This window comes from Streptomyces sp. UNOC14_S4 (genome assembly GCF_020740835.1).
In the GTDB taxonomy this organism is placed as follows: Bacteria; Actinomycetota; Actinomycetes; order Streptomycetales; family Streptomycetaceae; genus Streptomyces.
In genome coordinates this window covers 19,826-32,129 of record NZ_JAINFC010000020.1, presented here as the reverse complement: position 1 = coordinate 32,129, position 12,304 = coordinate 19,826, and the positions used below count along the sequence as shown (strand labels likewise).

Annotated in this window: 12 protein-coding genes and 1 pseudogene; 10 read left to right on the top strand and 3 right to left on the bottom strand. The window is 68.1% G+C overall.

Annotated elements, in window-relative coordinates; translation table 11 throughout:
- Positions 1 to 24 precede the first annotated feature (24 nt).
- Positions 25 to 1,554 (bottom strand): alpha/beta hydrolase, encoded by a 1,530-nt coding sequence (locus K6I34_RS03735; RefSeq protein ID WP_229322604.1) that lies wholly within the window; start codon positions 1,552 to 1,554, stop codon positions 25 to 27.
- Between the two features lie 174 nt (positions 1,555 to 1,728).
- Here K6I34_RS03735 and K6I34_RS03730 point away from each other — a divergent pair, with 174 nt between their 5' ends.
- The 9 genes and pseudogenes from K6I34_RS03730 to K6I34_RS03690 all read left to right on the top strand — a co-directional run.
- Positions 1,729 to 3,048, top strand: coding sequence for a histidine kinase (locus K6I34_RS03730; protein ID WP_229322603.1), 1,320 nt, complete (start codon positions 1,729 to 1,731; stop codon positions 3,046 to 3,048).
- Positions 3,045 to 3,776: a response regulator transcription factor gene (locus K6I34_RS03725; protein WP_229322602.1), complete on the top strand. Its 732-nt coding sequence runs from the start codon at positions 3,045 to 3,047 to the stop codon at positions 3,774 to 3,776. The genes K6I34_RS03730 and K6I34_RS03725 overlap by 4 nt, the downstream gene beginning before the upstream one ends.
- Positions 3,777 to 4,529: 753 nt before the next feature.
- Entirely contained in the window at positions 4,530 to 5,180 is a 651-nt protein-coding gene (locus tag K6I34_RS03720; protein ID WP_229322601.1) for a hypothetical protein, read from the top strand.
- 290 nt (positions 5,181 to 5,470) lie between these two features.
- Positions 5,471 to 6,100 carry a hypothetical protein gene (locus K6I34_RS03715; RefSeq protein ID WP_229322600.1) on the top strand — a complete coding sequence of 210 codons (630 nt, stop codon included), beginning with the start codon at positions 5,471 to 5,473 and terminating at the stop codon, positions 6,098 to 6,100.
- Positions 6,097 to 6,357 carry a hypothetical protein gene (locus K6I34_RS03710; RefSeq protein ID WP_229322599.1) on the top strand — a complete coding sequence of 87 codons (261 nt, stop codon included), beginning with the start codon at positions 6,097 to 6,099 and terminating at the stop codon, positions 6,355 to 6,357. Before K6I34_RS03715 ends, K6I34_RS03710 begins: the two co-directional genes overlap by 4 nt.
- A gap of 112 nt (positions 6,358 to 6,469) precedes the next feature.
- Entirely contained in the window at positions 6,470 to 7,591 is a 1,122-nt protein-coding gene (locus K6I34_RS03705) for a hypothetical protein (RefSeq protein ID WP_229322598.1), read from the top strand.
- A gap of 50 nt (positions 7,592 to 7,641) precedes the next feature.
- Positions 7,642 to 8,844 (top strand): hypothetical protein, encoded by a 1,203-nt coding sequence (locus K6I34_RS03700; RefSeq protein ID WP_229322597.1) that lies wholly within the window; start codon positions 7,642 to 7,644, stop codon positions 8,842 to 8,844.
- Between the two features lie 58 nt (positions 8,845 to 8,902).
- Positions 8,903 to 9,307 (top strand): DUF2087 domain-containing protein, encoded by a 405-nt coding sequence (locus K6I34_RS03695; RefSeq protein WP_229322596.1) that lies wholly within the window; start codon positions 8,903 to 8,905, stop codon positions 9,305 to 9,307.
- Positions 9,298 to 9,414, top strand: a pseudogene (locus tag K6I34_RS03690) (LuxR C-terminal-related transcriptional regulator); the annotation flags it as partial. The gene K6I34_RS03695 and the pseudogene K6I34_RS03690, both read left to right, overlap by 10 nt.
- Positions 9,415 to 9,443: 29 nt before the next feature.
- Here the strand turns inward: K6I34_RS03690 and K6I34_RS03685 are convergent.
- Positions 9,444 to 10,040 carry a DUF333 domain-containing protein gene (locus K6I34_RS03685; RefSeq protein WP_229322595.1) on the bottom strand — a complete coding sequence of 199 codons (597 nt, stop codon included), beginning with the start codon at positions 10,038 to 10,040 and terminating at the stop codon, positions 9,444 to 9,446.
- A gap of 167 nt (positions 10,041 to 10,207) precedes the next feature.
- Complete coding sequence (locus K6I34_RS03680; RefSeq protein ID WP_229322594.1) at positions 10,208 to 11,563, bottom strand: helix-turn-helix transcriptional regulator; 1,356 nt, start codon at positions 11,561 to 11,563, stop codon at positions 10,208 to 10,210.
- A gap of 232 nt (positions 11,564 to 11,795) precedes the next feature.
- On the opposite strand from K6I34_RS03680, the gene K6I34_RS03675 reads away from it, so the two are divergent.
- Complete coding sequence (locus K6I34_RS03675; protein ID WP_229322593.1) at positions 11,796 to 12,275, top strand: hypothetical protein; 480 nt, start codon at positions 11,796 to 11,798, stop codon at positions 12,273 to 12,275.
- Positions 12,276 to 12,304: the final 29 nt, after the last annotated feature.

Below are 12,304 nucleotides of genomic sequence, written 5' to 3'. Positions count from 1 at the left end.
GCCCGTCCCCCCGTCCATTCCGCCCTATCCGGCCGACGCCCGGCAGGTCAGGTCCTCGGCCGGGAGCCTGCCCGTGGTCAGGTAGGCCGTGGCGGCCTTGTCCGCGCAGGAATTGCCACCGGGCGCGTAGAGAACGCCGTGTCCCTCACCACCGGAGACGGTGAGCATCCGGGAACCGCGCAGGGCCCGGTGCATGGCCCGGGCGGCGAAGAGGGGCGTCTGGGAATCCCATTCGTTCTGCACCATCAGCGCACTGGCCGTGTTGTCGATTTCGGTCTGCGGCTCACTGCCCTGTTTCCAGAAGGCACACGGCGTGATGTTGGCCGCGAAGTCGCCGTACAGCGGATACCGGGCCCTGTCGCGGATCGCTTCGCGGCGGTACTGCTCGGGGTCGTGCGACCAGGTGCGGGTGTCGGCGCACATGAAGGACCAGGCGACGGAGACGTAGTTGTCGTCGGCCTCCTTGGCCTCCTTGGATTCCTCGGCCTGACCAGGCGTGTTGGATGGGGCAGGGCTCTTGCCCTCGGCGTTTCCGTTCTCGGCCGCCTTCTTCAGCCCGGCGATCCATTCGGTGGCTTTCCGGACGTGGAAGAACGTGCTGTTGTCGGCGCGGATGCCGTCACCGGTGAGGGCCTGCCCCTCGATATGTACGGGCTCGCGGTTCGCCCGCGCGATCAGGTCCCAGTAGGTCTTGCGGACCTCGGCCGGGGTGCCGCCCAGCCCGTACGTCGCATGGCGCGCGGCGGCCCACTCGGTCCATCGCGTGAACGCCTGCTCGGCCGCCTTCGCCATGTCCTGGAACATTCCCCGGTAGACGCGCGTGGGGTCGGTCGAACTGTCGAGGACGAACCGGTCGGCCCGCTGCGGGAACAGCTGCGTATAGACGGCCCCGAGGTAGGTGCCGTAGGAGACTCCCAGGTAGGAGATTTTCTTCTCGCCCAGCGCGGTACGGATGACGTCCATGTCGCGAGCGGCATTGCGGGTGGTGAGGTGCGGCAGCTTGTCACCGGCCTTGGCCCGGCACTTCTCGGCGACCGTACGTGCCTGCTCCACGTCCTTCGCGAAGGTCTCGTCCTTATAAGGGGTGTTGCTCTGTTCGTCCGGGGTCAGACCGCAGCTGACGGGCGAGCTCTGCCCGGCGCCTCTCAGGTCGAACCCGATGAGGTCGTACTGTCGCTTCACCGCGTCGGGAATCCGCAGAATCGGGTCGGCGGGCAAGGTCAGACCCGGCTCGCCGGGGCCGCCGGGGTTGAGCAGCAGAACGCCGCGACGTTCCTTCGCGCTGCTCGCCTTCAGCCGGGATATCGCGAGGTCGATCGTCCTGCCGCCGGGGTCGCCGTAATCGAGCGGCACCTTGAGCGTCGCGCACTGAAGAGCCTCGGGGACGTCCGCGCCGCAGCGCTGCCATGTGAGCTTCTGCTGCGCGTACGGGCGCAGCGGGCCTTCGGCGGCAGCGGCCGTCGCGGGGGTGGGAGCCGAAAGGGAAACGGCCGCCGCGACGCCGGCGACGAGAAGGGGTACGGTCCGTGTGCTTCTGTATCGCTTGCATCGCATGTATTGCGTGTATCGCACGATGATGCGCGTCCTTACTGGGTACTGGGTCAGTGAATTGGTGAGGCCCGATTCTGGTTTTCGGGGGACCGGATGCGCATCGCGGAAAGGCGGGAGAAAAAGCTCCCCCGATCGGGGGAGGGCGGCAGCGGGCCGACCGGACATACTGGCCCGACTATGATCACGGGAATCCGGCCGCTGCTGCGCGGCTCCACGTATTCGGGTGCGCTTTTCGCCTACTGCGGCGCGGCGGCGAGCCTCCTGCTGCTGCCTTTGGCGGCGCTGCCGGTGCTGGCGTGGCCGTCCGTTCCGGCGGGAGCGCAGTTCGCTCTGACCCTGCTGGTCTGGGCCGTACTGATCGGCGTGATCGGGCTGGCCCGTACGACGCGGCGGGTGCTGATCGCGTGCGCCCGCCGGATGCTGAAGGTGCCGCTGCCGGACCCCGTGGCCGTACGTCGCCCACGCCCCGCCGACTCGCCCGACTCACCCGACAGCGCGCCCGGCGGCGACCGTTGGCGTACTCCGGTGTGGCTGCTGCTGCACGTGACACTGGGGTGGGTGGGGGCACCGGCGAGCTTCCTGCTGCTGGCCGCGGCCCTGTTCCTTCCCGGGGGCTGGGCCGGGGCCGAGGCCGGGGTGAGCGTCGACGGCTGGTCGCTGCGGCCGGAGCACGGCTGGCAGAGCTGGGTGGCCGCGCCCTGCTGCCTGGTGCTGGCGGCGGTCGTGTGCCTGGCGGTGACGAAGGTCCTGCGGTGGCTGGCGCCCCGCCTGCTGGGCCCCTCGGCGGCCGAACGGCTCGCGCTGGCGGCCGAGCGCGAGCGGCAGCTTGCCGAACGCAACCGGCTCGCCCACGAGTTGCACGACTCCATCGGGCACACGCTGACGGCGACCACGATCCAGGCCGCGGTGGCGGGTGAGGTGCTCTCCGCCGACCCGGGGGCGGCGCGGGCCGCCATGCGCAGCATCGAGGAGTCGACCCGGGCCGCGCTGGAGGACTTGGACTACGTGCTGGGCGTGCTGCGCGAGGAGCACGAGGAACGTGAGGAGGAGGCGGCGGCCGGGACGGCCCCGACCCGCACCCTGGCCGACCTGCCCGAGCTGCTGGACCGGGTGCGCTACGCGGGCGCGGTGGTGGAGCCGGAACTGTCGGGCGAGTGGGAGCGGATACAGGGGACGCTGTCCCGGGCGGCGTACCGCATCCTCCAGGAGGGCCTGACGAACGCGCTGCGGCACGGGGCGGACGGCCACCCGATCGAGGTCCGGGTGGTGGCCGCGCCGGATGCTCTCCAGCTCAGCGTGGTCAACAGGACCGGCACGAGTACGGGCACGGGTGTGGGTACGGGTACGGCTCCGCGGCGCGCCTTCCCCACGTCCGGGCACGGCCTGCCCGGTCTGGCCGAGCGCGTCCGGCTGCTGCACGGTGAGATCGAGGTCGGCCCGGCCGGGCCGCAGCACTGGAGGCTGGCGGTCCGCCTGCCGGTACGGTCGTCCGCATGATCGGCTCCGACGCGAGCGCGGACGTGACCACCGGCTCCACTGGTCCTACCGGCTCCACCGGCTCTGCGGGCACTCCCGTCACACTCCTGATCGCGGACGACGACGAAGTGACCCGCAGCGGGCTGCGCGTGCTGCTCTCGGCGCAGCCCGGGCTCGCGGTGGTCGGGGAGGCGGCCGACGGCGTCGAGGCGGTCGAACAGGCGCGGCGGCTGCGGCCGGACGTGGTCCTCATGGACGTACGGATGCCGCGGTGCAACGGGATCGAGGCCACCCGGCGCCTGCTGGACGGGTCCGCCGACGCGCCGAAGGTCGTGGTGATCACCACCTTCGAGAACGACGACTACGTCACCGCCGCCCTCGGCGCGGGGGCCAGCGGATTCGTACTCAAGCGGCTCCCGGTGCGGCAGATCGCGGAGGCGGTACGGGTGGTGGCCGCGGGCGAGGCGATCCTCTTCCCGACGGCGCTGCGCCGGATGGTCACCGCCCGCCCGCTGGGCTCCGCCGAGGCGCTGCCTCAGGCGGCGCTGACGGGACGGGAGGAGACGGTGTTGCGGCTGATGGCCACCGGCCTGTCCAACCCGGAGATCGCGGAATCGCTCACGGTGAGCCTGGAGACGGTGAAGACGCACGTCGGGAACGTACTGACCAAGCTCGGCGCGCAGAACCGGACCCACGCGGTGGTGATCGCGTACGAGTCCGGTCTGGTGGTGCCGGGGTTCTCCGGCTGAGGCGCCTCGGCGCCGGGCGTCGTCTACCGCACCTGGTTCCAGGCCTCCGTCGGCGCCGCGGGCGGGATGGCCGCGCGGAACTTGCCCTCCAGATCGGCGCCGCGGATGACCCCGCCGGTGTGGTAAGTCAAGCTCCGCACATCGCGCAGGATGCCGACGCGGTAAATCGGACGATGTGGCTCCGCGGAGGAAGTAGCTGGGCAGCGAGGTGGAATGCGTGAATCCGACAGTTCCGCTTGCCGAATCGACGCCAATTGCTGCGGGTCGCCTCGTTTTCTTCGGAAGAGGAGCGAGGTTCGTCAGTGGGGTGATTGTCCGAATGAAAGCTTTCCCTCCGTGGGAGGTGTTGTGTTTCAGTCAGCCGGCGTTGAACTCCAGCCCTTTCCTTGATCGTTTTAGCGGTCAATCGTGGTCAAAGTGTCGCGAAATGATCGCTGCACCAACTTGAGTGTTCACTATTTCCTTGTTGGAGCACTCGTTCGCCCCTTAGATTGACGCCCTGGTTGGGGATCTCCGGACCCCACCCCTGGGAAATTCCATTCTCGCGAAAGGGGCAAGACCGTGAACAATGTCGAGTTTGACGAGCTCGTCGAGCTGGTGGACGGGGACGACATCGCCGAGGCCACCGAGGTCTGCGACCTTGCGGACCGCAAGGTCGCCCAGTACCCGCTGTACTGAGGCCGGTGGGTGGGCCCCTGGGCCTGTAGGTCCGGGGCCCACCGAAGCTTGCGCAATTCACTGGGAGGGGGCCGAATGACTCGTATCACCGATTCGGAGTTGACCGAATGGTCTCTCCAGTTGAACACGCTGACACCATCCGGTCGATTGCCGCGGCGAGGGTCCCCTCGGGCCGCGATGGCGGACTTCATCGCCGGGCAGCTCAAGGATCGGGTCAAGATCAGGCCGACTATCTATCCGGAATTCTCGCTCTTCAGCGAGCAGCAAGTGAATGAGCTCCTCCGGATCGCACGTGATTTTCGCGGGGAATCGCGTGACTACATGGGTCGGCATGTACTGGCGGCACCGGGCGCAGTGAAGTCGATCGTGACCGACAGTGGGGTCGTCGACCGTCTGGCTGCCGAACACGCCCTGACGTTCCGCCCCGACAACGAGGCGCTCCTGCTGTATTATCGGAAGTCCAACTGGGTGCCCATGCACTTGGATGATCAGTTGGAATACGAGTTCAATCTGCTCACGATGCTACGTCGGGTCAAATCGTCCGACGCATCCCGCACGGCCACCTATTTCTGGGGGGCGGGCGGCGATTTCATGGCGACGGACCTGCGCGTCGGTGAATCCGTGTTCTTTCATGCCTCGTACACCCCGCATGGGCGTCCACCGTTGCCCGAGGGGGAAGAGGTCGTCCTCCTGGCCGTCGGCATGGGAAGGCCGCGAGAGCAGTGACGGCTTGTCAGGAAATCCTCGGGCGTACGCCTCCGGGGTTCGACGGTGCTTCCCTCTTACGGGATCGCACTGCGCTGCTCGACGGCTGGTCGGACATCTACGGTCTGCCCGGGGCTCCCGCAGAACGTGGATCAGGGGTTGCGCGGGTCGTCCGTGCTGCGTGGTACGGCGGACTGATATCCGACCTTCCCGACGCTGTACTGCCCGACGGACTCGCCGAGTCGACGTTCCTCGTGGGCCCAGGAAGTGGCGGGTTCGCTCGCGCCCCGTGGCGCGATCTCGGCAACTTGATGGGGTTCGCCTTCGAGGACATGGGGCTTGGCGGGCCGCGGCCGTACCCCCTCGGCGGGGGCGAGAGGCGGGCCCTGACGGCTGCCGTCCGCTTGTTGGAAGATGTGTTCCCCGAGGTCTCCGCTCATGTCCTGCCGCTGGTCAGTGTCGGAATCGCCGTCGAGAATCCGGTCCCGAGCATGTATCTCTCACAGACTCCTGAAGTCATCTATGTGGGGCATCGCATGCTCGAACGGGAGACGTGGGAGCTCGCGGACGCCATTCTGCACGAGGCTCTGCACGACGTGTCCGAACTCGCGCATCAGATCCGGCACTTGCTCGTGCACTCCTACGTCGAGCACGAGTCGGCAACGACCTTATTGCCATGGTCGGTGAAGCAGCCGACCAGGCGGTACTTCAGTACATGGCGGCTTCTCTCCGCGTGCCACGTCTACGTTCATCTCGCCGGATTCCGCCGCAGCGTCGTGGGACCGACGGCGGAACAGATCGAGGTGCCGACCAGTCGGGCGCGGTTCATGCTCGACCATCTCCTGGCCTCTCCTCATGCCGAAAGTCTCGGCGAGGACGGGCGGCTGCTCGTGGAGTGGATGGACAGCAGTCTTGAGGCGATGCGGGGGGTCCGTGCATGAGGACACGTTGCGTTCGCCTCGCCACCCTGTCCACGCGGCGGCACGTACTCGCCTTTCTGACCGACCCCGCCGCGACCGTGCTTCTCACCCCGACATCGGCCTTCGCCCTGGGGTGCCTGCAACGCTCGGAGTCGGTGGAGGAGGCCCGGGAGCTCTTCGTGAGCAAGACGGCGGGAAAGCTCGCCGACGCGGTCGGTACCTTCGGCAAACACCTACAGGCTCTGTGCTCCCTCGGCATCGTCGAATCCCGGCAGTGACGCAAAGCCGCTCCTTGTCCCCGTTCCCATCATCTCTGGAAAGTGTGAGGCACCAGCTTTGTCAGCCCGTCCCCCGACCTATCCTGCGGAGCTCGTCAGGCTCCTCCTCGCGATGGCCGCTTCCGAATTCGGTGACAGGCTGGTCCAGGTCGCGTATGCCCTCATCGCGCTGAAGGAGGGGTCCACGACTTTCCTGGCCGCCGTATTGGCTGCCCAGACGATTCCGATCCTGGTGCTCACGCCCATTGTCAGTTCACGGGACTGGATTCGTTCACGGACGGCGTGGCGGGCCGGTCTGGTCGGTCAGGTGGTGGCGTTCGCCGTTGCCGCCACACAGGCTGGCAGCCCTGCGGTCGTCCTGGTGTGCGTCCTCGCCGCAGCCTCTTGCGAGGCTCTGACCATGCCGTTCTCCCGATCGCTGTTGCATGCGCTGAGCGACGGGCGGCAGGCGGAGCTCGCCAAACTCTGGGGAGTGGCGAAGGCCGGCGCCGGTGCCGCGGGCATGGTCCTGGCCGGCGTCGTGGTGAGCCTGTCCGGTGCCGGACTGGCCTTCGTGCTGAACGCTTTGACGTTCCTGGCGGTCATGGCCGTCGCATGGTCACCGCAGATCCCCGAGGCAGGAACGGGCGGCCACCGCAAGCCCACCGCCGGAGTCCGCTATTTGCTGGCCCCCGGCGCGTTCGGAGCCGCCGGTCTTCTTTGTCTGGTCGTCATGTTGCTCGCGACCAGTCTCGAAGGCGTGTCCGGCCCTTTCATGCTGGCTGAGACGCCGGGCTACGACGCAAACGGTCTCGGTGTCGTCATGGCCTGTTGGGCGATCGCTTCGATGGTCACGGCGGCGATAACACCCAAATGTGTCACGGGAAACCGTGCCTTTCTGCCGCTGTCCAATGTGCTGGTGGCTGTGGCGCTCGGTCTGCCGAGTATCGGACTCCCCTTCTGGCTCGCCGCTGTTACGTTCGCTCTCGGGGGTATCGGAAACGGGATCTTCAATCTGCTTCTCTCCCGCATCATCTGGTCCGGCGTGCCGGCCGAGGGACAGGCTCATGCTTGGGCTGCCTTCAACTGGGTCCTGAACGCCTCGCTCTTCCTGAGTTTCGCAGTGGGCTTCCTCCTGCGCCCGGGGCACGCACCGGCGCTCTTGGCGGGGGCCGCCGGAGCCTGCCTTCTCGCCGGGGGGCTGTACCTCACGTTGTTGCTGAGGGCGCCCAAGTCGGTGAGGGCGATCGCCTGACCTGTTATGACAGATATGCCTCTGAGTACTCATGAGAGGGAGCCGTCATCATGCTGGACGTCACGAGCCCGGAGTTCATCACCAAGGTGTGGCGACGTGAAGCGGCGGAGTTGGCCACATGCGCGGTTGCGCCCCCTGTGGACGCGCTGCCTGCTTGCCTGGATGAATTCTTGAAGTCTGCCCGTGGGACCTCAAAGGCGCCGGTCCACGCGGAGACGGTCACCGTCGTCGACGGCCAGCGCGCAGATCCTCTGGACATGTCCCAGATGTTCGACCCGGGCGTCGACACGGACATGGATTCCTACATCCAGCGGATCGAGACGAAGATGGGCGGCCGCTTCTGGAACACCGCCTACTTCGGTCTGCCAGCTGTGAACGCGGACTTCTGGGACTTCGCCAAGGCCTTCGCGGACCTCCTGGCCCGTGCACTCGGACACCGGCCGGGTGGCAGGGTGGACATCGACTGTTTCGTCGGGCGCTACGAATGGACTCATACGGGAGCGCATGTCGACTATGCCGACAACTTCGCCTTCACCGTCCGCCCCGGGAAGGTGATGCTCACCTGGCCCTCCTTTGTGGAGGGTGTCGCAGGGGCCAAATGGCCGGAATACGAGGCCTTCCGGGATAAAGCGAAGCCCTTGCGGAACCTCCCCGATCGCATCGCCTACTTCCCCTACGACACCTATCACATCGCGGAGTCGCGGGATGAGGTGAGCCTGAACATGAACCTGGCCTTCTGGAACGACTGCCGGGACACGGGCAAGGTGGTCGACCGAGTGCGTCGGGCGCTGAACTCGAAAGGCCCCGAACGCGCCCCTGTCGGGATCAACGGTGCGACGACACTCGCCGTGGAAGATGCCGACAACCTGAACACCCTGCGGCGACTTGTCACCCATGGGGATGTCGAGCGGTGGATGGCCGAGTCGGCACTGCGGCGTGAAACGAGCAGTCGGCTGGGCGTGCCCCGGCCGGTCCATGGGCCAGTAGGTCTGGCGGCCGAAGTCTCCGTCTTGCCCACCGCGGGAATCCAATGGTACGTGTCGGAGTCGCAGGAGTGGATGATGCTCGGGGGGAACGGACACGTCGCACAACTGGCTTACGACCGCCGACTCCTCGACGACCTTGTGTTCCTCGTGGACGGAGGGACGGTCGAGGTGCGCGATCTTCCTCCGGACGCCCCACTTGGCCGTGTGCTCCAGTCACTGGCCAAGTGGGGCGTGGTCGGACCTCACGCTCCGGCTGCTGCCGGATGACTCGAAGGCCGGTAGAAATGGCGAACCAACAGTGACAGGCAACAAGGGGCGGTAGGCAATGGGTCAGAAAGAGGAGAACGTATCGGGCGCGGTGATCCCTATCGGTGCGCGATCGGGCTCGAGTCCATCGGAGAGGCAAGTCATCGCCGACCGCTTCTTCCGGGACGGCCGCCTACGGCAGTTCCCCGCCAAACGCAAGGCGCGCGTGGCAGTGCTTCTTGAACTTGCGACTCTGTTCGAGCCCGGCCGCGTCTATGCGGAGCCCGAGGTGAACGCACTTCTGCTCAGGGTTCACGATGACTTCGCGTCACTGCGGCGTGAGCTGGTCGACCATGGCTACGTAGTCCGGCCCTCCGGTGAGTACCGACTCGCCACCAGTCTCCCCGCACGGGCGCCCGGAGAGCTGCCCGAGATACTCGGGTGGGAGGCGGCGTGGTTCGCCTCCCACGTCCAAAATCGGTGAAGACACACGTCGGGAACGTACTGACCAAGCTCGGCGCGCAGAACCGGACCCACGCCGTGGTGATCGCGTACGAGTCCGGTCTGGTGGTGCCGGGGTTCTCCGGCTGAGCGCCTGAACTCCTCCCGCGGGAGGGCGTCTACCGCACCTGGTTCCAGGCCCCCGCCGGTGCCGCGGGCGGGATGGACGCGCGGAACTTGCCCTCCAGATCGGCGCCCCGGACGACACCGCCGGTGTGGTACGTCAGCCCCCACGCGTCGATCGCGGAGGCGTCCGCGAAGACGCACATGGTGTGCAGGTGGTCGCGGTCCACAGGTTCGCCCTCCTTGATCCACCCGCCTGTCTGCGCCTTGCTCTCCCCGAACTGTGTCGTCCCGCCGAGCTTCGCGCAGTACGCGGAGGACGGGTTGCCCACCGGGTGACTGGGCAGCGCGGGCTTGCGCTTGTACGCCAGCCCGGCGAGGGTCGGCGCGTCGGCGGCCAGTGTGTCGGCGGGGATGACGATCTGCGTCCGGTCCTGCGCCTGGAAATCACACAGCTCGCGCACGGTGCCGAGCGGGGTGAGCCTCGTACCGGCGTCGTAGTACGCGCGGTACGAGGCAGGCGTCCCGCCCTGCTCGCCGCACCACTCGGCGGGGGTGACCGCCTTGGCGCTGACGCTGCTGCCCTGCGCACTGATCAGAAGCCCGGCACCGGTGGCGAGAGCCAGGGCGGCGGCTGTGACACGTGCTCGCATGACGTCCTCCCGAGGAACGAGTTCGCTACTGGGACGGCGAACAGCGTCGGGGGAGTGGCGCGGGCGCGTCAATAGGTCGTCGCGCCAATCGGACGAGGCGGCTCAGGGCAACCGGCCTCGGCCCGCCCCACTGCGGGGAGTCCCCGTCGGCAGGGCGGGACCGGCGGTCAGGTGAGGGGCAGCCAGGCGCTCGTGTTCGCGTTGTACCAGTAACGCTGCTCGGTATTGAGGGCGACTGTACGGAAGGGACGGCCGTTGTCCTTGATGATGGTGGTGCCCTGGTGGCCGCCGCTGCTCCAGGCCAGTTCCAGGTACCAGCTGACGTCCTGCCCGACCGTGAAGGCGTCGACGTTCAGCACCTGGGGGTCGCCGGCGGACACCTTGTACGGGAAGTCGCTCGTGGTCGTCGGCCGCTCGCCCTCCTTGCCGGGGACGGGCTTGGGCCGGGGCGAGGGATTGTCGAGGTCGACGGCGAAGGACGCGGGATCCAGTTCGCCGCCGCAGCCCGCCCCCATGGTGTACGTGTTCCAGCGGGGTGCCTTGTGGGCACTGACCACATGGACGTACATCCCGTTCAGCACGGTGGGGCCGCTCCCGGTGCCCTGGACGGTCAGCTGCAACCGCAGATGACCCGCCGGAACGGCCCGCAGGGCCCCGGCCCACCCCGCGGTCGCGTTCCGGACGGGAGGCGGCGGGACCTTGCCGGGTTCCTGGTCCAGAGCGAACCACTGGTCGCAGGGGCTGCCCCAGTTGTCGGGCATGACGCTGACGGCGATGGGGTCCGCCCCGGTGGCGGACGAAGCGCCCTTCCCGGGGGAAGCGGACGGAGCCGCCGTCGGCGAGGACGAAGGCGACGGTGTGGCCGACGACGAAGCGCCGTACGAGGTCCCCGGGGCCGCTGCGCCCAGGGGCATGCCCTCATGCGATGCTCCACGCACGGAGCCGTGCCGCTCCTCGTGGGAGGTATGTCCCGTACCTCCCACGGTGGAGATGGCGACGACGGTGCCCGCGATCACGGCGACGGCCAGGGCCGCCGCGGCGCCGACCAGCAGCCGACGGCGGCGCCCGGCCCGCGGTTCGGGTTTCGCCACGGCGGCCGGAGTCTTCCCGCCTTCCGGGGCGGCCTCGTCGGGACCGGCCGGCCCGGGGCCCGCTTCTTCGGCGACGGCCGCTGTGCTCGCCTCCGTCGCCGCGGCCTTGTAGTCCGTGGAACCTGTGGAACCCGTGGAGTCCTCGGAGTCCGTGGCCTTGGGGGCCGCCGTGGGTGCGGTCTCCCGGCGGCGCTCGGCCAGCGCCCGGTGCCACCGCTGGTGCAGGACGAGCAGTTCGTCGGCCGTCGCTCCGCAGACCTTGGCGAATCTCTCCACGGTTGCGAATTCCGTGGGCACCGCCGCACCGTTGCAGTAGCGGTGCAGCGTCGAGTTGCTGGAGTGCAGGCGTTTCGCGAGGGTGCCGTAACTGCGCCCCGATCGCTCCTTGAGCTCACTCATCAGTTCCGCGAACCGCTCGGTCTCCGTGGCCATTCCACCCTCCCCCTCACCCTGGACGCGCGTTCCAGGCTCAGACGTTTCCCCAGGTGAGAGGGGGTGGAACGGTACAGCGTTCCAACTTCCCCCGGTTCGTCGCCGTTGGGACGAAAACAGGCGCAAAGTTGCTCTCGTCAGCCGGTCGGCAGCCCGCCGATCGGATCCGTCGCCCAGCGCGACTCAGCCGATGGTCGCCCCGTGCGACCCATCCCAGGGGAGAAGCTCCACCGTGTCCAAGCCTCGCGTCTTCACCTCGCTCACCGCCCTCGCACTCGGCTCCGCCGCGCTCGTCGGTTTCGCCGGTACGTCCTCCGCCTCCGCGGCGGAAGCCAGGGTTCCGTACTGCCAGGCCTCCCAGATCGACGTCACCGCCACCAAGACCGACTTCTACCGCCTGCTGATAAAGGCTCAGAACGTCAGCGGCAAGCCCTGCGACCTCGGCATCGTCGGCGACGTCACCTTCGACGGAAAGATCCACGCGGGGCTCCCGGACGGCATCGGCGGCGGCCCCAACATCCTGCAGCCCGGCGAGGCCAACTACGAGGCCGTCACCATCGTCGACGGGATCGCCCCCGGCACCCGGACCAAGACGCTGACTGTCAAGCTCGACGGCGGCTCCACGATCAAGGTTCCCGCCGCGGTCACCGTCGACTCCCCGAGTGTCACCAGCCCCTGGCGGCTCACCGAGTGGAGCGCCCTCTCCCAGTGACCGGGAGCACCGTGCCCCTCCGGGCCCGT

Excerpts from the sequence above, each read along its gene's own strand:
- K6I34_RS03725 (WP_229322602.1), top strand. The coding sequence starts at position 3,045 with ATGATCGGCTCCGACGCGAGCGCGGACGTGACCACCGGCTCCACTGGT.
- K6I34_RS03700 (WP_229322597.1), top strand. The coding sequence starts at position 7,642 with ATGCTGGACGTCACGAGCCCGGAGTTCATCACCAAGGTGTGGCGACGT.
- K6I34_RS03735 (WP_229322604.1), bottom strand. The coding sequence starts at position 1,554 with ATGCGATGCAAGCGATACAGAAGCACACGGACCGTACCCCTTCTCGTC.
- K6I34_RS03730 (WP_229322603.1), top strand. The coding sequence starts at position 1,729 with ATGATCACGGGAATCCGGCCGCTGCTGCGCGGCTCCACGTATTCGGGT.
- K6I34_RS03710 (WP_229322599.1), top strand. The coding sequence starts at position 6,097 with ATGAGGACACGTTGCGTTCGCCTCGCCACCCTGTCCACGCGGCGGCAC.
- K6I34_RS03695 (WP_229322596.1), top strand. The coding sequence starts at position 8,903 with ATGGGTCAGAAAGAGGAGAACGTATCGGGCGCGGTGATCCCTATCGGT.
- K6I34_RS03680 (WP_229322594.1), bottom strand. The coding sequence starts at position 11,563 with ATGGCCACGGAGACCGAGCGGTTCGCGGAACTGATGAGTGAGCTCAAG.
- K6I34_RS03720 (WP_229322601.1), top strand. The coding sequence starts at position 4,530 with ATGACTCGTATCACCGATTCGGAGTTGACCGAATGGTCTCTCCAGTTG.
- K6I34_RS03715 (WP_229322600.1), top strand. The coding sequence starts at position 5,471 with ATGGGGTTCGCCTTCGAGGACATGGGGCTTGGCGGGCCGCGGCCGTAC.
- K6I34_RS03685 (WP_229322595.1), bottom strand. The coding sequence starts at position 10,040 with ATGCGAGCACGTGTCACAGCCGCCGCCCTGGCTCTCGCCACCGGTGCC.
- K6I34_RS03705 (WP_229322598.1), top strand. The coding sequence starts at position 6,470 with ATGGCCGCTTCCGAATTCGGTGACAGGCTGGTCCAGGTCGCGTATGCC.